General features: G+C 53.2%; 14 protein-coding genes. 7 read left to right on the plus strand and 7 right to left on the minus strand.

Going from position 1 to position 18,246, the window contains the following annotated elements:
- Positions 1–54 precede the first annotated feature (54 nt).
- Together ACFE8Q_RS18215 and ACFE8Q_RS18220 are read right to left on the minus strand one after the other, a co-directional pair.
- Positions 55–462, minus strand: a complete 408-nt coding sequence (locus ACFE8Q_RS18215; RefSeq protein ID WP_375446856.1) for a response regulator — start codon at positions 460–462, stop codon at positions 55–57.
- Positions 463–535: 73 nt separating this feature from the next.
- Positions 536–2,761: a prolyl oligopeptidase family serine peptidase gene (locus ACFE8Q_RS18220; RefSeq protein ID WP_375446857.1), complete on the minus strand. Its 2,226-nt coding sequence runs from the start codon at positions 2,759–2,761 to the stop codon at positions 536–538.
- A 365-nt stretch (positions 2,762–3,126) separates the two neighbouring features.
- Between ACFE8Q_RS18220 and ACFE8Q_RS18225 the strand changes: the two genes are divergently transcribed.
- From ACFE8Q_RS18225 to trxA, 3 genes are all read left to right on the plus strand, one after another.
- Positions 3,127–3,846: an OmpA family protein gene (locus ACFE8Q_RS18225; protein ID WP_375446858.1), complete on the plus strand. Its 720-nt coding sequence runs from the start codon at positions 3,127–3,129 to the stop codon at positions 3,844–3,846.
- A 142-nt stretch (positions 3,847–3,988) separates the two neighbouring features.
- A complete protein-coding gene (locus ACFE8Q_RS18230; protein WP_375446859.1) occupies positions 3,989–4,747 on the plus strand; it encodes an oxygenase MpaB family protein in 759 nt (252 codons plus the stop codon).
- Between the two features lie 84 nt (positions 4,748–4,831).
- Positions 4,832–5,149 (plus strand): thioredoxin, encoded by a 318-nt coding sequence (trxA, locus tag ACFE8Q_RS18235; RefSeq protein WP_375446860.1) that lies wholly within the window; start codon positions 4,832–4,834, stop codon positions 5,147–5,149.
- A gap of 8 nt (positions 5,150–5,157) precedes the next feature.
- Here trxA and ACFE8Q_RS18240 read toward each other — a convergent pair whose 3' ends face one another.
- The 4 genes from ACFE8Q_RS18240 to rpsT form a co-directional block, all read right to left on the minus strand.
- Positions 5,158–6,321 (minus strand): site-2 protease family protein, encoded by a 1,164-nt coding sequence (locus ACFE8Q_RS18240; RefSeq protein ID WP_375446861.1) that lies wholly within the window; start codon positions 6,319–6,321, stop codon positions 5,158–5,160.
- A 45-nt stretch (positions 6,322–6,366) separates the two neighbouring features.
- The gene (locus ACFE8Q_RS18245) at positions 6,367–6,999 is read right to left on the minus strand and encodes an HAD family hydrolase (RefSeq protein WP_375446862.1); all 633 of its coding nucleotides are present in this window, start codon (positions 6,997–6,999) and stop codon (positions 6,367–6,369) included.
- Between the two features lie 118 nt (positions 7,000–7,117).
- On the minus strand, positions 7,118–7,816 hold the full coding sequence (gene radC, locus ACFE8Q_RS18250; RefSeq protein ID WP_375446863.1) for a DNA repair protein RadC: 699 nt from the start codon (positions 7,814–7,816) through the stop codon (positions 7,118–7,120).
- Positions 7,817–7,936: 120 nt separating this feature from the next.
- On the minus strand, positions 7,937–8,206 hold the full coding sequence (rpsT, locus tag ACFE8Q_RS18255) for a 30S ribosomal protein S20 (RefSeq protein WP_375446864.1): 270 nt from the start codon (positions 8,204–8,206) through the stop codon (positions 7,937–7,939).
- Between the two features lie 239 nt (positions 8,207–8,445).
- Here rpsT and ACFE8Q_RS18260 point away from each other — a divergent pair, with 239 nt between their 5' ends.
- Both ACFE8Q_RS18260 and ACFE8Q_RS18265 read left to right on the plus strand, forming a co-directional pair.
- Positions 8,446–8,841, plus strand: coding sequence for a hypothetical protein (locus ACFE8Q_RS18260; RefSeq protein WP_375446865.1), 396 nt, complete (start codon positions 8,446–8,448; stop codon positions 8,839–8,841).
- Between the two features lie 141 nt (positions 8,842–8,982).
- A complete protein-coding gene (locus tag ACFE8Q_RS18265) occupies positions 8,983–9,909 on the plus strand; it encodes an LEA type 2 family protein (RefSeq protein WP_375446866.1) in 927 nt (308 codons plus the stop codon).
- Positions 9,910–10,069: 160 nt separating this feature from the next.
- On the opposite strand, the gene ACFE8Q_RS18270 is transcribed toward ACFE8Q_RS18265, so the two are convergent.
- Positions 10,070–10,861, minus strand: coding sequence for a DUF3050 domain-containing protein (locus tag ACFE8Q_RS18270; protein WP_375446867.1), 792 nt, complete (start codon positions 10,859–10,861; stop codon positions 10,070–10,072).
- A gap of 650 nt (positions 10,862–11,511) precedes the next feature.
- Between ACFE8Q_RS18270 and ACFE8Q_RS18275 the strand changes: the two genes are divergently transcribed.
- Positions 11,512–15,756, plus strand: coding sequence for a T9SS type A sorting domain-containing protein (locus ACFE8Q_RS18275; protein WP_375446868.1), 4,245 nt, complete (start codon positions 11,512–11,514; stop codon positions 15,754–15,756).
- Between the two features lie 157 nt (positions 15,757–15,913).
- Positions 15,914–18,226: a T9SS type A sorting domain-containing protein gene (locus ACFE8Q_RS18280; RefSeq protein ID WP_375446869.1), complete on the plus strand. Its 2,313-nt coding sequence runs from the start codon at positions 15,914–15,916 to the stop codon at positions 18,224–18,226.
- The last annotated feature ends 20 nt before the right edge of the window (positions 18,227–18,246 follow it).

The raw sequence follows: 18,246 nt of genomic DNA on the forward strand, positions 1-18,246 counted from the left end.
CAAGCCTGATTGGCTACCCACCGGATACGCCACCGCTGCTTGCTTCAGGCTAACTTACGAAAAATGCTCGATCAGCACATCGTCAAGCATGGCTTTTGTCAGCGGTTTATTTCGGTAACCCGTCACTTCGTTGAATTTCTCGGCGCGGTGCTCGTCATTGGGATTCAGCGAGGTTGTCAGCATCATCACCACCACGTTACTTTTCAACTGGTTATCAAGCTGATGGTATTCCTCCAGAAACTCGAACCCGTTCATACCGGGCATGTTAATGTCGAGCAGAATTACTTCCGGGCGAACATAGTCGGGGTGGGCCGTATTGGCCAGATAGGTAAGTGCTTCGGTACCGGTTTCAGCTACGCGGACGGTATCGCACTTCCCCCAATCGGTGATGACTAGCTGGTGGATATAGTTATCATCGGGGTCATCATCGACCAGCATAATACAGTGAAGATATTTATCCATAGCTGTTGAGTTGACACTACTGGCCCCGCAAATTCGAGACCAGATGTGCGTAACGAATCAATACTTTTTATGATTAACGCGAAACGGGCATGTATTTCCCAAAAAACTTAGTCATAGTTCGATAAATAGCCAGCCAATTGCGGTGCAACAGGAAACTGTGAACCTCGTCGGGGAAGATCAGCACTTCGGTGGGTACGTTCCGGCCGCGGAGTTTCTGTACCAGATCGACGGTTTCGGCAAAGGCCACATTGCGGTCATCGTCGCCGTGAATAAACAGGCAGGGCGACCGCCACGAATCCAGGTTCGCGACAGGCGACGACGTAAACGCTTCTTTTGTCTCTGCCTCGCCGATGCCCCAACCGCCACCCGGCGAAAACATGTTACCCCGCCACGACCAGTCGTGAACGCCGTGCAGGTCAACGCCGCAGGCAAACAGGTCCGAGTTACGGGCCAGCCCCAGGGCCGTCAGGTAGCCGCCGTATGAACCGCCCCAGAGGCCGATCTGCGTGGCGTTCACTTCCGGCCGTTTTTGCAGGTAACGCGCCGCTGCCACCACATCCTGATACTCCGAAGCACCCCTCGGCCCCTGCTTGTCGGCACGCCGGAACGCACGGCCGTAGCCGATACCCGCGCGGTAATTGACCGACAAAACCACGTACCCCTGCGCGGCCAGGTACTGATTCATGGCGTAGGCGTTGGCATAGTACGTACCCCGGTAATGCCAGCCCAGCAACATCTGCCGCATGGGGCCGCCGTGCATAAACACCAGCGCCGGGGCTTTACTGCCGCTAGCCGGTGGCAGAAATAACTGACCATGCACCACCATTCCGTCGGCGGTGAACGTAACCGACCGGGGTTCGGTAAGCGACGCCGAAGGAAAGGCAGCAGGCAACTCGGCAGGGAATAGCTTCTTCTCTGGTTGAATTCCGATGGAGAGATACGCAATTCCCGTTGGCTGATTCCAGGAAGCGGAGCGGTACACCAGCGTTTGCCCGGCTGTTGTTTCGAGCAATACAGGGTCTGTTTCGATGCCTTTACTTTCTTCGTCAACGCCCGAGTTAACGGTAGTGATTGCCTCGCGCTTACCCGTTTCGATCTGTACCCGCCACAGATGCCGCCGATCGGTATCGTTGAGGTTACTGCTATAGTACAGGTACGTTCCGTCGGGCGAGACCGTGGTTTCTTCCGTTTCCGCTTCGCCCGGAGTCAGATCGACGGGGGCGCCAGCAAGGGCGGGGTTCAGCGCGTACAGGTGCATCCACTGCTGATGTTCCGAGAAGAAGAGAATGCGGTTGGTGACCGTCCAGCGAAGCGGCTCAGTCGGGTAATACTGGGCAAAACCTCCATCGTCGGCGGGCGACTGCCAGAGCATGCGTCCCGGATCGGGCAGGCCGTCGGCAAGCGGTTCGGCGGAGGTGACCCAGATAGCGAAGGGATTGCCGCCCTGAATGTTTTCCAGTTCACCATGCCGCTGCCCCGGCACCCGAATAAAGGCCACCTGCCGCCCATCGGGCGACCAGGCCGGGTACTGATCCCGATCAACGCCGGGGGCCAGCCAACGTACCTGATGCTGGCCAAAGTCGTAGATACCAATTAAGTTATGGTAGCCCCGGTAGCTGGTGAAGACCAGGCGCCTGCCATCGGGTGAGAAGCTATAATCGGCTTGCGTACCCCGCGCTGTAAAAAGTAATGCAGGCTCTTTACGGGTACGTTGGTTGGTCAGATCGGCGAGTCGGGCCAGGTACAGTTGCCCGCCCCGCGCAAAGAGCAGTCGCTGCGTGCCGCCGGGCGTTCCGGCCGGTTCGGGTGCCCAAACCGGTTTGCTGCCCACGCCCACCCGCACGGGCATGGCTGGCGAGGCAGTGGGTAATACATAGACGACCTGCTCAACGGGCGCGGGTGCGCTGCTTGGGTTTGGGTGCGTACCCTGCCCGTTTTTTCCACCACCGCGCACAAACGCAACCCACCGGCCATCGGGCGAGAGCGTAACCTCACCAAGTTCCTGCCCATCGTCGGCGGTGTAGTTGGTGAGTTTTCGGGGCGTGGGGTCGGGAAATGTGGCCGTGTAGAGATTGCGCATACCCCGCTCATTCACGACCCATATCACCCGGTTGCCTCTTCCCGACAGATTCTGGCAGTACGGTGCCGATAGCACATCGTCGATGGAAAACGAGCGGGACGTACCTGACTGAACAGCGGCAGGCTGTGTAAGTGCACTGGGTTGAGTTGTCGAAACAGACTGGGCAGCACTTCGGGTAAAACAGGCGACAATGAGTAAAAACGCGTAGCAATTGGGCATGGAGAGGCAGTTTTGCTACAAATAAAGGCATTAGGGGCGTATACATGGCATAAAACCACAACGCACCAGATCGTATGGGACCTGGTGCGTTGGTAAACCTCGTTCAGTTCTTTTAGTCCTGACGGCGGCTGCGCTCGCTTTTCTTTTCCTGCTTCGCCGCCTTTTTTTCTTTCGGCGATTTGGCCGGTTCCTTCTTTTTCTCGGAACGGGCATCCTGTGCTTTAGCCATTGTTTCGCTGTGTTTAGGTTGTCAAGGTACAAAACGATCAGCTACGGCCGTATGTTGCGCCTAAAACGGGTAGCGGCCGTTCGCTCAATTCGGCCCGAAATTTGAGTGCCTTTCTACGACCCATATCACATAAACTATGCCTCGTTTATTCTACCTGCTGTTGCTGCTGCCCTGCCTTGCGCTGGGGCAGGCCCCGCAAGCGCCAATTATCCTGTCGAACAAGCCAACAAATACGGTATTCTCGCTAGCGGCCGTCGACGCAAAAACCGGAACCCGTCTTCCCGCGCAATTTAAAGTACATGCCTACCTGGCTAAAAAAGATTACGCCGGGCCAGCCACGCCCGTCCGCGATTTTGAGTTTATCATGACCCGCGCCGATTCACTGCTGGTCATCGCGTCGGCATCGGGGTATGATGAAGGTGAATTTGTGATGGTGGCCCCCTGCGATACCTGCGCCACCTACGGCTACTCGGTTCCGCTCGACAAAACGGACACCGTTTTCCGGCAACTGACGAAAGGCAAAGCCATTCAGCTCGACAAAGTGTATTTCGATCAAAGCAGCTACCGCATGCGCCCCGAATCCTTCGAGCAGCTCGACAAGCTGGTGCGTACCCTCCAGGGCGACCCTGCACTGAAGATCGAAATTGCGGGCCATACCGACAACGTAGGCGACCGCCGGCTCAATCAGTTCCTGTCGGAGAACCGGGCCAAAGTAATTACCAACTACTTGGTTACCAAAGGCATAAAAGAAGAACGCCTTCGCCATGCGGGTTACGGCGATACCCGACCCGCCGCCCCCAACGACGTAGAAGAAAATAAACGCCGGAACCGCCGCGTTGAGTTTGTTGTACTTTGAATTAACCTGCGGCGTCATTAGGCTTCGCCGTCATTAAGTCATTACATGGTCATTCGTTGTTTACCATAAATGACCATGTAATGACTTAATGACGGCGAAGCCTAATGACAACAAACCGTAGCTTTATCAGCCTTCTATCGCCGTGGCTTTCGTTCAGGAACCTTCTATTGTCCGTCGCATCTGGGGCGATGCCGACGTCATTCTGCTTGTCTTCGCCGGGTCGGCCGCTGAATTTGCCCTCAATAAAGCGGTAGACTGGCTTTTCTTCACCGGAAAATTACCCGCCGACCCCATTGGCCGGTTATTTTCAACGGTGCAGTACGCGCAGCAGATCGTTTTCGCCGACGAGCAGAAAGCCCGGCAGGCCGTTGGCCGAATGGCGTCGATCCATACCGGGGTTGAAAACAAACGTGGCTACGCTATTCCCGACTGGGCCTACCGAGATGTGCTGTATATGCTCATCGACTATTCGGAACGGGCCTATACGTTGCTTCACCGCCCCCTTACCGACGCCGAACGTACCGAACTCTTCGACGTATTCCGCCGCGTTGGCGACGGTATGAACGTACCTGATTTGCCCCTGACCTATGCCGACTGGCAGGCCGACCGGCAAACCCATCTGGCCCACGACCTGGAACGCAGCGAGTATACCGATACGCTTTTCCGGCGGTACCGCGAAGAAATTGGCGACTGGCGATACAACCTGCTCAGGCAGGCGCAAAGCCTACTGGTGCCCACTCCGGTCATTCACCTGCTCGATTTGCCGCAACGCCCCTGGCTGGCAAAGTTGCTTTGGATCTACCCCACGGCCCGCGTTTTGGGTTTACGGGCTCTGGTTCAGCGCATTCTGTTGCCAACCACGTACCTGAGCCGAATTCAGGCGCTGGAACGAACGCCGTAGCGGTACATTGGAACTCAGCACGTACCTGGTGTGGTTTGTCCTATACGTTCAATTTGCAGGCATAACGTACCTGGCAACAAACCGATGAACAAAGCCAATCAGCAACTCCCCTTCTCTGACCTCATCAAAAGCGGCGAACCCGTGCTGGTCGAATTTTTCGCAACCTGGTGTGCCCCCTGCAAAGCACTGGCCCCCACGTTGAAACACCTCTCCGACCGCACCGGCGACAAGCTGAAGATCGTAAAGGTCGATATTGACCGTGCCCGTCCGGTTGCTACTAAATTCCAGATTCAGAGTGTACCAACCATGATCCTGTTTAAAGACGGAAAGGTGGTCTGGCGTATGTCAGGCGTGCAATCGATCGGCAAGCTCGAAGCCGCGGTGAAGCCTCATCTTGGGTAGACTTTCTTTCAAAGAATAAACGGCTTGGGGCTGAAGCAAAGGATGAAAACCAGCAATGCCAGCCAGCCGATCAGTTTGCGGCCTGTGCTCAGGGGTTCGTCCTGCTCTGTTTCGGGATGGTAGACGCCCAGAAAGCGGCCCAGTACAATAGCAAACACCATAAAGCCGATGTAGCCTTCTGCCTTGGGGAACATAAATGTTACCGCAAACTGAGCAACGATGACGGAAAGGGCAATGAGTAACGCCGTAATTGGTCGGTCGTTGATGCGGGAAAAAGCCAGAAAAAGGGCGGCGGCGTAGAGTACCAGTTTGTACAACTGATCGCCAAAAGTGGCATCGTCGCCCGTGGCAAAATCAGAGACGCGGAAAAAGCCCAGGCCCGCGTAAAAGACGAATCCGACAAAGAATATCGGGGCCAGCGCATTGAATTTCCGCTTGCCGATCAAGGCATACAGCACGTGACCACCGTCGAGCTGACCAATGGGAATCAGGTTCAGCGAGGTGAAGAAGAGCGAGAGGTAACCCGCCAGCAAATACGGGTAATGAATCATTTCGTAAGGATGCGGCAGCAACGACTGGTCGGCCACGTATTTCTTGAAAAACCAGAACAGCAGGTTATCGCCAAAGGCCACCGCCGATACGTCTAACCCCTTCGCTTTTGCTTCGGCCAGGCTCCTGGTTACAAACTCGCCATAATTCGCCCCGTACTTCTTGTATTCGGGGTGAATCGTGAAAATATAGTCGATCGGCGGCAGGTGCGTAAACCCGTACCAGAGCAGCACCAGCGCCACGGCGAAGCCCGCCAACGGCCCGGCAACGCCAATATCGAAGTATTTCCGGCGGCTGCTGATGTAATCCTTGATACGGATAAACGCCCCCATTGTGCCGATACTTTCGCCCAGCCCAAACCAGAACGGAATGTAATAGGGCAACGTGACACGTACCTGATTGGCCCTGGCAACGAAGTAATGACCGAATTCGTGAACGGTAAGCACCGTCAGGAAAGGAATAGAGAAGTTGAAGCCTGCCATAAATTCCCGCCAGCCCATAGGCGTGGTACCGGGAAACGGAATAAAGAAACGGCCAAACATCCACTCGGCACCAGATGCGGTAGTAGTGGCCAGGGTAACTAAAAATAAGATACTATGGATGAGGTACTTGCGTGTCTGCATAAAACGAATTTTGCCCTTTCAACTAACTGAAAACGGCAACCTTATTTATTCCCCGATCTCATCGAGGTAATCCAGAATTGTTTTGGGTGGCACCACATGCACCGCCCGGATACCTAACGCCGCTGCTGCCTGTATGTTCAACAGATTGTCGTCCAGAAAAAGCGTCTCCGAAGGCTCTAAATCAGCCTGCGCCAACACATGGCCGTAAATGTCGGGGTTCGGCTTCAGCATCCTGACAATATGCGAATAAAAGACCTGGTCAAAGATAGACTCCAGCGACGGTTGCCCTAACTCTGCCAGCCGATTATCCACCTCCCGAATATGAATCGGGTTTGTATTACTGAGCAGAAGCAGCCGGTATTTGCCCTTCAACGACTTTATCTTCTCGATCCGCTCAACCGGTAAATCGAGCAGAACACTGTTCCAGGCGGTGTCGATCACCTCATCGGCCCAGCGGTCAGGCTCATCCGATTCATCCCGGACCAGCGACCGGACAGCCGCCCTGAATGCCTCATCATCGACGAGGCCGGTTTCGTACTGTTTCCAGATGCCATGCTCTTTCCAGAGGGCTTCCATTTCTTCCTCAGACCGATTGGCTAGCTGAGCGAAATTCCGCAGCGGCGCCCGCAGATCAATCGGAATAATGACGTCGCCAAGGTCGAAAATGATGTTTTTCATGGAGTTGGTGTATTGGTTATTAGGGGATTGGTTGATTGGGGATTGAGGGAATTGGTTAATTGCTTACGCCTAGTCGAAGGGCCCAGCGTAAGCAATTAACCAATTCCCAATTAACCAATTACAAAATTCCTTCATCAGCGAAGCTCAGGTACGTTCGATCGGTGATGATGAGGTGGTCAAGAACGGGAATATCCAGGAAACGGCCGGCTTCTTTGAGTTTACGGGTCAGGTCTTTATCAGCTTGCGAGGGCGTGAGGTTACCCGACGGGTGGTTATGCGCCAGAATTACGCCACTCGCCAAATATTCCAGCCCTACCTTAAAGATCAAACGAGGATCGGCAACGGTACCCGATACGCCGCCGGCGCTGACCTGAACGGGTCGCATCACTTCATTGGCCCGATTGAGGAGCAACACCCAGAACTCTTCATGCTGCTTATCCATCAAGTAAGGGCGCAACTCTTCGTAGGCATCCCGTGAACAGGTAATACGGTGCCGCTCGACAGGCGCCTGCTCCCGCCGACGACGGCCCAATTCCAGCGCGGCGACGATACTAATGGCCCTTGCTTCGCCAATTCCGCGAAACTTCGACAGGTCTTTGACGCTCCGTTTAGCCAGTTCGTGCAGGTTGTTGCCCACGCCTTCCAGCACCTTCCGCGCCACATCGACTGCCGACAGTTCGGCCGTGCCGGAGTTTATCAGGATGGCCACCAGTTCGGCGTCAGACAGGGCGGCGGTCCCTTTCAGCATTAATTTCTCGCGGGGGCGGTCTTCTTCTGCCCAGCTTTTGATGCTGCGAAGCGGCTGATATGGGTTCATAGGTTACGGTTTAGCGACAACTTTCGTTGCCTAAAAGTAACGTACCTACAAACAAAAAACCTTACCCGCTTTGGCAGATAAGGTCTGTTTCCGGAAGAACATGCACCGGGGCTGTGCTACTTACGCAGCAGTAGCAGGAGCCAGTTTATTAACCAAACGAGTCAGTTTCGACTTGTTGTTGGCTGCTTTGTTCTTGTGAATGATGTTTTTCTTGGCCAGGCGGTCGAGTTTCGAGATCACGGTCTTCAGCAGATCGCTGGCAACAGCGTGATCTGACGTGGCGCGAAGTTTCTTCACGAGGTTACGGCTAGTGACAGCCTGGTACCGGTTCAACAGACGCTTCTTGGCGTTGGTACGGATTGCTTTTTTGGTATTCTTATGATTTGCCATTGACAGGACTTGGTTCGGTTTCCGAAATGAGTCCGCAAAGGTAAGCCTTTGAGCGCATTATCACAAATAGAAGCCGTATTGTTTACGGGTAAACCAGTCAATATCACTGAATTTACGTCATCCCTCCGTTCTGTTTGGCGAAACAACCAATTGTCAAAATTTAATTAGGCTATCGACTAAACGGACTATTGTCATATTCTGTCAAATGAATAGATTTGCTATTGTAACAGCTACCTAACATGAGAACCGTAACGTTTGAATCACTTCAGGCCGATCAGGCCTGGATGGTTGTGTCTGATCAACTGAATCAGCGCAACACCCTGCTCTCGCGGAGTATCTCGAAACTAGAGCAACAGCCGCAAACACTGCCAATCGCCAGCCGGTTGATGACCCTGCGGTACCACCTGCGGCAGAGCCTGCGTCGGCTTACCGCCGAAAGCCGCAAATTGCCTGCCACCACCGATCAGGCCGACGCCCTGAACCGGCAATGGTGCCACATTCATGAGTTGTATTTCCTGCTCCGCCAGGTCGATGCCGAACTGATCAATGCCCGCGACAAGAGCGAACCGCTCAATCAGTGGCTCGACACACTGGAGTTGCGCGTGTATAAATCAGCGCTGGTCCACCTGAATTAATAGACCTTCTTTCTATCACTGTCCTCGTGCTGTCGGAATGCCATTGTAAACCGGCAGTGCGGGCGACCATCGCTTCAGGTACGTAGCGTAACTAGTTACAACCATTGGCTGTTGCGCGGGTTCTGATCTAAACGCGACGCTATGAAAAAGGGATGGATCATTACAATTGGCATACTACTATTGCTCGGTATCGGCGGGTACGTTTACTACAACACGCTGAAAAATAAGGCGCAGTCGGAAGGGGGTGCTTATGACGGAACGCTCAAACCCCGGCTGGAACTGAGCCGCTTCGATGTGACCAACCTGACGGATGAGTCGGTTCAACTGAACATGCACCTGCTCATCGACAACCCGTTGCCCGTTGGTTTCAAGGCCCGAAAAGTAGACTACACGCTGTATATCAACAACGAGGAAGTCGCCAAAGACGCCTATGACAAAACCATCGATGTGAAATCGCAGGACAGTACGCTGCTGTCATTACCGGCAAAACTCTACACCAAAAAGATGGTCGGTGTGTTGAAACGTCTCGAAGCAGCGGGCACCGACAGCACCGATTACCGGATACGCACCACGTTTGATCTGGACGTACCCATTGCAGGTGAACGTACCTTCACGGTAAGCCAGTCGATACGGGCTCCGGTCTTCTATATCCCGGAATTCAAGATCGCGGATATTGATCTGGGCAAATTTGGCCTGAACCGGACCGACGTGGCAACCAAAATCGTTTGCACCAACAAAAACAAATTTCCGTTCAACATCACCGATACGCACTATACCGTAACGATCGATGGCAAACAGATTGCCGAAGGCGACCAGCCGGAGCCGATCCTGATCAAGAAGCAGGGATCAACGCCCTTCGTGGTGCCCATGACCGTGAAGCCGGGCCAGTCGCTGGGCTTGTTACCCAAAATGCTGTTCGACAAGAAAGACACGCCCGTTGAAGTCGCTTTTCGCTGTAAGATTCTGGATAAGAGCGACAACCCGATGTTTAACGAGAGCAAGGTAGTGACAACCATCAAAGGCACGCTCGCCGACTTCATGAAGCAGGCAAAAGGGTTGAGTAGATGATTAGTTGATTAATGAGTATTGATCAATTGTTTTCCTGCTCTAGGCCCTTCGACCGGCTCAGGGTGACAATCCCACTCAAGGTCATCATAGACGTACCTGAGTTTCCTGTCACCCTGAGCCGGTCGAAGGGCCTAGAGCAGGAAAGCAATTGATCAATCCCCTAATTCACAACAGCTACGCGCTCGCAGACGGCGTTCCAGAGGCCAATGCGGGCTTCCATACCGCGAATGGCCCAGTCGGTAGCTTCCTGCCAGCGGGTGGCATCGTCGGCACAGAGTTCGGTCACCATCTGCATGGCCAACTGACTATGATGATCGCCATCGATTTCGATATGCCGTTCCAGGTAGTAGCGGAAGGTCCGCAGTTGCGCTGGCGCATCGGCGTCAAGGGCACGCACCAGGTGCAGGAACATATCGGGAATCAGGTCTTCGCGGCCAAACGTGAAGACAGACGCCATCACGTGTGGTTTACCGGTGGCGATTACGTCGAACGTATACTGGACGAACTGCCGAACCCCCTCAGGTACGTCGGTTTCCTGTAGTGCCTGCCGGATGGGCGTTCCAGCCATAACCCGGTCTGTAAACTGATCGATGGGCGACGTATCGGCCCCCAGTTGCTGCATGGCGATCCGGTAAAGTTCGTAGTGGCTAATGTGCGAGTTGGCCACACCGAGCCAGGCCGGGGCTTCGTCGCTTTCTTCGCCGGTCACGATCTCGTTGATGAGATATCGTGTACTCCCGGCACCAACGGGCATCCAGGGTACAGAAACGCAGGTGAGTGATCGCTGCAATGCTTTCAGGAGCGACATAAAATCCCAAACGGCAAAGGCGTGGTAGGTAGTCAGATCGCGCAGCCCGTCGAGGTCGTGGACGGTGGCGTAGACGGGGTGGCTGAGCAGGCGCTGGCGTGTGGGTTCCAGCGCAGTAGTCAATTGAGCAAGCATCGGCTCCATGATAAAGTCATAGGTTATGTTCCGATGTATCTACGTACTGTATCACCAAAAGGTTTGTTGACGAGACCCTGTTTCTGCCCTGTACACTTTTTTCCGCGCTCACCACTGACCTTTCGCCCATAACCCGTATAGATAAATGGACGGGCGTTATGTAACCACACTATACGTTTGTAGTTTTGATTTTATCTATTTTTCAACCTGTTTAATCACGTTCTATGCTTCAACGTTTACATTATTTATCTCTAATCGTTCTGCTACAGCTTTGTGTAGGTGTGGCATTTGCACAAAATACGATCACTACACAGACACTGTCTGTTGTCAGCATCTGCCCCGGCTCTACCCTCGATGTGCCCTTTACTGCTTCGGGTACGTACCTGACTGGCAACGCGTTTACGGTACAGCTCTCGAATGGCAGTGAGTATGTCAACATCCCGACGAGCGGGGCCAGTTTCAATAATGCTACGGGCCGGTACACGGTTACGGCTACTATTCCGGCCAGTACAGCAGCGGGTACAACCTACCGGGTACGTGTTACGGCCAGCAACCCCGCCGTCATTGGTACAGCCAGCAACACACAACTTTCTGTCAAGATTAAGCCGGGAGTGCCTAAAATTGATTCTGTCAACCGGATTTGCCAGCCTGTTAGTGCTATGCAACAGGCAAGTTCAATTGGCGTGAGTCTAACCGTTGCCGCCGGTGCTTCAGCTTCTATGTATACTCCTGAAGGAAACCCAGCCGGGGGGTACTACCCAACTACTCGCTTTGGCGACGTGGTCACCATTAACTTTCGCTACGGCGATTTTCAGCGATCACCTACTACGCCAAATTTCACTATCGTTGAGCGATTATTTTATGCCACACAAACTCTGGATGGCTGCGAAAGTGATAGAGCACAAACCAAAGTCCGTACACTTTACTGGCCTACAGGAGGACCAAATCCAGCTAACCAATATACCGCTCAGTATGGACAAATTGCATATTGCCAGGGAGAAACTGCCGTACCTTTGAATGTTAAAGGGGTTGAAACGGCTATTGAGAATTACCGCATTATTTATCAACTTGGAGATGGTTTCGGTTCTTCCTTTTCGCCCAATCCGCCTACGCCTCCAACTAATACCCCCGGCCGCACAATGTACGCGTTGCAGTACGAAGCTATTGACCCAACAAGATCGTGTACACCCATCTATTCCCCTTCTGCGCCCAATGTGCGAACGTACCTATATGTAGATGTCAATGCCCGCCCGGCCAAGCCTTCCTTATCTACTTCAACCCTTACTTACTGCCAGAACCAAACAGCCAATCTACTCGCTGCGAGTGCCACTGAAACCGGAGCTTCCATTCTGTGGTATACAACGCCTACGGGCAGCACAGCCACGACAACAGTGCCCCGACCATCAACTACGCAGACAGGTACGTTCAAATACTATACGGCGCAGATATTAAACAACTGCGAGAGTGACCGGGCCGAAATTACGGTGGAAGTAAAGGCAGCTTCAGTTGTTCCAACTGCCACTAATCCGACCTACTGCGTTGGTCAGCAGGCGTCACCACTTTCAGCCATTGCGGCCAGTGGTGGGTCACTGCTCTGGTATACAGCATCTTCAGGTGGTATTGGTTCACAGGCAGCGCCAACGCCAACAACTAACAACGCTACAACTCAGATTTTTTACGTGGCCCAGACAGTTGGAAACAATTGCGAGAGCCAGCGCGTACCGGTAACGGTCACAGTGAATCCTATCCCGCCTGCTCCGATTCTAAGCTCAACCAATGTAGCAGCCTGTCAGAGTACAACTGCTAATTCGCTTGTAGCTACAGGGCAGAATATAACCTGGTACACGGAACCATCGGGAGGCACGGGTGTAAGCACTTTGCGACCAAACACAGATGCAATCGGCGCAAAACTGTATTACGCTTCACAAAAAATTAATAGCTGCGAAGGTCCACGTAGTAGTGTAACGGTGACAGTAAAAGGCAGACCAGGGGTCCCTAAAGTTGATTCTGTTAAGACTATTTGTCAAGCTATTGGTGGCAATTTAGGTGGAAGTGTGCTTCCTATTAATGTAGAGATAAGCGTAGGAGCAACAGCATCGCTTTATAATGCAGATGGTGCGCAAGCAAACTACTTTTCAAGAACAGAGTCAAGTTTTAACTTCATTTACAACTCATTCGGATCTTCTGGTACTTACAAATATCCTGTAAATGAGATTACCTATTATGCGACGCAAACAGTAGATGGGTGCGAAAGTGCGAGGATACCAACAACCATACGTACACTTTTTGTGCCTGGGGTAGGTCCAAGTCCTGCAAATCAATTCGATGCATTCACTGGCAGAATAACATATTGCCAAGGCGAACTGGCGCAACCTTTAAATACAAACGGGCATAAACCACCCATTGAGAACTACCGGGTAATATACCTCGGCCCAGAGCAGGGGGCAACATATACTCCAAATGCCCCAACCCCGTCAACATCTACTCCAGGTAGGACTTCTTACAGATTACGCTATGATGTAATTGACGGAACAAAGTCTTGTAATGTGAGTGGCCCTCGTTATGCTGAAACGGAAACGACTATTCAGGTTGACGTCAATCCAAAACCTACAAAACCGACAATTACGAACAACACCATAACCTATTGCCAGAACCAGACAGCCGATTTACTTTCAGCAACAGCGAATACGGGCGCTAACCTTGTTTGGTACGGTGTAAATGCAACGGGGGGTACTAGCTCCGCTACTGCACCCCGACCAGCAACAGATCAAGCAGGTACGTTCCGGTACTATGTAGCTCAATCATTAAATGGCTGCGAAGGCGATCGAGCAGAGGTTTTAGTCACCGTAAAAGCTACACTAGCTCAACCTAGTGTGGTAGGACAAATAGCCTATTGTCAGAATCAACCCACCAGCCCCTTAAGTGCCACAGGAACGCAACTACGCTGGACACTACCAACTAATCAGTCCGTTACAGATGCGCCCACGCCTACTGCGCAGACTGTTGGTACGGTCAGCTATTTCGTTACGCAAACTGTAGATGGCTGCGAGAGCAATCGGGCTGAGATCAAGGTGACTGTAAAGCGAACACCTGATGCGCCAGGTACGTCGGCACGGTCGATTTGCCAGAATGAAACAGCCCCTGTACTCACCGCCGAAGGGCAGGGGTTGAAGTGGTATCCAGTTAGTACAGGTGGTGAAGCCAGTAATACCGCTCCGCTGGTTAACTCCGGACAAGCTGGCCAAACAATATATTATGTCAGTCAGAGCCTTGATGGCTGTGAAGGACCCAGAGCACCGTTGACCGTTACGGTAAAAGCATTGCCTTCGGCTCCAGGTGTCACCAAAGTTGATCTTTGCCAGTTTGCCAAAGCTAGTCCGCTAGTAGCAGCCGGTTCTGGCCTTACCTGGTACGACACCGATGGAAAAAGCATTGGCAGTACAGGACCAACCCCAGCTACAGACAAGGGGGCAACGTTTGCGTATCAGGTTAGCCAAACGGCAGATGGCTGTAGCGGCCTCAAAGCCACACTGACCGTCACAATTATGACTACACCCCTCCCCGCGCTGACCAAAACACTGCTTGAGCTATGTAAAGGCAGCAGTGCCGCCCCACTTGAAGCCACCGGAACCGGACTCAAATGGACTGGCCCCACCGGCGTTATATCAACGACGGCACCCGTGCCTTTCACCACAGAAACGACAAAAAACCCTGACGGAGACGCTTATTATGTCACTCAAACTGGTGCTAACGGCTGTGAAAGTCCCCGTGCTATGATTCGAGTATTTGTACAGGGTCCGCCCACGCTGGCTTTGTTGGGAGCAACAACGGTCAATCTTGGCATAGAAGCTCCAATTAGCCTAAAGTTTACGGGTGTTGGTCCGTACCAGTACAAAATCTCGACCGGCCTTAGCCAGTCGTTGACAGGTTCGGCAGTGAAAGACACTACGATTTTGGTGCTACCCACTCGCACAACAACCTATCAGGTTACCGAAGTAAATAACCGTTGCGGTGTTGGTCTTCCCATAAGCACGGCCACCGTCGTAGTGCTTGTACCTACCATTCAGGTTCAGTCGTTACTTTCTTCTACAGTCTGTGCCGGAAGCATCCTGTCTGCGGCATTTCTCACTACCGGCCAGTTCAACCCCGGAAGCTCGTTTCGTGTGCAACTAGCTCGCCCGGAGGCAGATACCTCAAGAATCCAATATACTGATCTGCAAAATACGCAGGTAAACGGTGGACAAATTTCAGCCTCGATCCCTGCTACAGCTACGGCGGGTTCCTATCTGGTGCGCGTAATTGCTACAAACCCAAAAATTCCCATCCTAGGCACACCTAGCTCTACTCCGCTGACTATCAGGCCCCTGCCCGGCGCGACTTTAGCCACCAACACAGCAACTATTTACGAAGGAGAGGCGGTAAAATTAGCTATTGCCTTTACTGGTGATGGACCGTGGACATTTTCATACCGTGACAGTAGCACTGTTGCCAACACGGTAAAGGAGATTCTCACTAACGCTAATCCGCATATTATAGACGCAAGGCCACCGAAGTCGACTACGTATCGAATTACAGCGCTGACTAATGGATGTGGTCCAAGTTTATCACTTCCTGCCTCACTTGTAGTCACGGTAAATCCCTTATTGGCAGTTGAACCGCTGGCTGAACTGATTAAGGTTTATCCAATTCCCGTTCTCTCTACTGTTAATGTCCAGATCGACCCGTCACTGATGAGCAAACCAGCTACCCTCCTACTGGTAAATGAAAAAGGCGGTTCGGTTTTGAGACAAGATACCCTCCAGTTGAGTACTCAACTAAATTTGAGCGGTCAACCCGCCGGTGTATATATCTTACATATTCAAGTAGGTCAACATCTTATCAGCAGGCGACTGATAAAACTCTAATTACTATTCATAAAAGGTGTTTCAATAACTGGAACACCTATTTTTATTTACATATTTGACTTTTTAGAGATTATACGTCACAATACAAACGAAAATGGTACAGGCTTAGGGGTCGGTATCTTTTCCGCGTTACACTAGTGACAATCTACCGTCTTGTATGAAATTACGTATACACGCTTTACTTCTGTTTTTATTCCTTCTAGTCTACTTTCACCTTCCTGCCAGTGCCCAGATAACGATCATCACCCAGCCACTTGCCCAGACATCCGCTTGTCCGGGTACGTCGATTGACGTTCCTTTTTCTGTAGCAGGCCCGCTCGGGTCAGGCAATAAATTCGCCGTTCAGCTTTCCAAAGGCACAGACCTCGTTACGCTGCCTGCCAGTGCCGTTCTGGGCAATCCTGCTACCGGACAATACACGGTTTCTGTTACGCTGGCGAATTTACCGGGCTCAGGGCTGTACAAAATCAAGGTGATAGCCAGCGTCCCCGCTACGGTTGGGTCGGAAAGTGTAACGGCCCTATTCGTTAAAACACAGCCCGCGTCGGCTCCCCAGGTACTGGCCCAGTCGATCGGGAATTATACGAGCCAGTACACCTTTTGCCAAAACGACCCTCCCTTTTCGGTATCGGCACTGGTAGGTCCGGCGCCCGACAATTACCGGGTGTTGTACGACTTTGGAACGGCACTTGCCGGCACCAGCCAGCGTACGTTTACGGCCCCGGTTATGAACACAAGTACGGTTGGCCGAACAACGTATAATTTCAGGTACGTTGCCATCGACGAAACAAAGGGGTGCAGTCTGGCCGAACAACCGGGTGCAGTATCTTATCTGACAATGGAAGTAAAATTTCGTCCGGTTGCCCCTACCCTGCCGGCTCCTGCACTGAGTTACTGCCAAAATCAGACGGCCAGCCCACTGGTAGCCACCGTCACGTACCCAGGCTCAGAGTTGCTGTGGTACACCGCTTCGGGTACTGCGCTGCCGGGGTCAGCACCCACGCCGGCTACAACAACGCCAGGCTCGACGGTCTATCAGGTCACCCAGTCGTTCGACCGTTGCGAGAGTGCGCCTGCTTCGCTGACGGTGACGGTTCAGACCGCATCGGCGGCCCCTACGGCTCCTAAAACACAGATTGAGCTATGCCGGGGTGCCGCAGCCGAGCAACTCGTTGCCAACGGCACTAACCTGATCTGGACAGACCCAACCGGCACCACATCGACCGTGGCGCCAACTCCATCGACGCTCAATGCCAGCAAAACACCGGCAGGCGACGTATATTACGTGGCTCAGGGAGGAGCAACTGGTTGCCCAAGCGCGCGGCTGGCCATTCGGGTAATTGTGCAGGCACAGACAACCCTCTCCTTATCGGGCGGGAAAAACGTCAATCTCGGTGCCGAGGTACCGCTTCAGCTCACCTTTACCGGGACCGGTCCTTACCATTATCAGATTACGACAAATCCGGCCGGAACAACGCTGACGGGTACGGCCACGAAAGATACAGCGCTGGTGTTACTGCCCGTTCGATCAGCTACCTATCAGGTTACCGAAGTCAGTAATGGCTGCGGAGCGGGGCTGCCGGGTAGTCCGGCAACGGCCACCGTAACGGTGCTCGTTCCCACCATTCGCACCCTGACCCTCCAGACGCCGGCGGCCTGCGCGGGGGGCACGGTTACGGCCACGTTCGAAACATCGGGTACGTTCAATGCCGGCAATATCTTTCGCCTCCAGATAGCCCGCACCAACCCCGACACGGCCAAAATCAGCTACTCAGATCTGGTTATCGTTCAGCAGGTGGGCAACACCCAGTTGACGGGTACGTTGCCCGCTACGGCTACCTCGGGAACGTACCTGGTGCGGGTAATTGCGACCAATCCACGGTTCCCGATCATCGGCACACCCAGCGCCACCACACTGGCGGTGATCAGCAACCAGCTATCGGCAACCCTATCGACATCAACCCCCACCATTATCGACGGGGGCGTGGCTAAACTGGTCGTCAATTTTACCGGCGATGGCCCCTGGACATTTACCTACCGCGACAGTACGGATGTGCCCGCCCCACAGACCGTCACAACGGCCCTTAACCCATACACGCTGGACCTAAAGCCGAGCCGCACCAGCACCTACCGCCTGACGAACCTGAGCAACAGTTGCGCAACACGAACCGACATACCCGGCCGGGTGACGGTAACAGTGTCTCCGTTGCTGGCCGTTGAACCACTCGCGGGGTTGATAAGCGTGTTTCCGGTTCCGGCCACAAGCCAGATCACGGTACAGATCGACCCGTCGCTGCTAGGTCAACCGGCTACGTTGCTGCTGGTCGATGAAAAAGGGCGTGTGGTGCTGGTGCAGGGAACTCAACAACAGTACACGCAACTTCGGCTAACCGACCAACCAACGGGTCTGTATGTCTTGCAGATAGCCGTGGACGGGCAAAAAATCAGCCGGAGGCTTGTGAAACACTGAGTCAGGCAAGCCCACGAAAG

The organism is uncultured Fibrella sp. (genome assembly GCF_964250085.1).
Classification (GTDB): Bacteria; Bacteroidota; Bacteroidia; order Cytophagales; family Spirosomataceae; genus Fibrella.

What these genes read in the sequence shown, in the direction of transcription:
- ACFE8Q_RS18240 (WP_375446861.1), bottom strand. Translation starts at nt 6,321, where the DNA reads ATGCAGACACGCAAGTACCTCATCCATAGTATCTTATTTTTAGTTACC.
- ACFE8Q_RS18225 (WP_375446858.1), top strand. Translation starts at nt 3,127, where the DNA reads ATGCCTCGTTTATTCTACCTGCTGTTGCTGCTGCCCTGCCTTGCGCTG.
- rpsT (WP_375446864.1), bottom strand. Translation starts at nt 8,206, where the DNA reads ATGGCAAATCATAAGAATACCAAAAAAGCAATCCGTACCAACGCCAAG.
- ACFE8Q_RS18245 (WP_375446862.1), bottom strand. Translation starts at nt 6,999, where the DNA reads ATGAAAAACATCATTTTCGACCTTGGCGACGTCATTATTCCGATTGAT.
- ACFE8Q_RS18275 (WP_375446868.1), top strand. Translation starts at nt 11,512, where the DNA reads ATGCAACAGGCAAGTTCAATTGGCGTGAGTCTAACCGTTGCCGCCGGT.
- trxA (WP_375446860.1), top strand. Translation starts at nt 4,832, where the DNA reads ATGAACAAAGCCAATCAGCAACTCCCCTTCTCTGACCTCATCAAAAGC.
- ACFE8Q_RS18260 (WP_375446865.1), top strand. Translation starts at nt 8,446, where the DNA reads ATGAGAACCGTAACGTTTGAATCACTTCAGGCCGATCAGGCCTGGATG.
- ACFE8Q_RS18220 (WP_375446857.1), bottom strand. Translation starts at nt 2,761, where the DNA reads ATGCCCAATTGCTACGCGTTTTTACTCATTGTCGCCTGTTTTACCCGA.
- ACFE8Q_RS18215 (WP_375446856.1), bottom strand. Translation starts at nt 462, where the DNA reads ATGGATAAATATCTTCACTGTATTATGCTGGTCGATGATGACCCCGAT.
- ACFE8Q_RS18265 (WP_375446866.1), top strand. Translation starts at nt 8,983, where the DNA reads ATGAAAAAGGGATGGATCATTACAATTGGCATACTACTATTGCTCGGT.
- ACFE8Q_RS18280 (WP_375446869.1), top strand. Translation starts at nt 15,914, where the DNA reads ATGAAATTACGTATACACGCTTTACTTCTGTTTTTATTCCTTCTAGTC.
- ACFE8Q_RS18270 (WP_375446867.1), bottom strand. Translation starts at nt 10,861, where the DNA reads ATGGAGCCGATGCTTGCTCAATTGACTACTGCGCTGGAACCCACACGC.
- radC (WP_375446863.1), bottom strand. Translation starts at nt 7,816, where the DNA reads ATGAACCCATATCAGCCGCTTCGCAGCATCAAAAGCTGGGCAGAAGAA.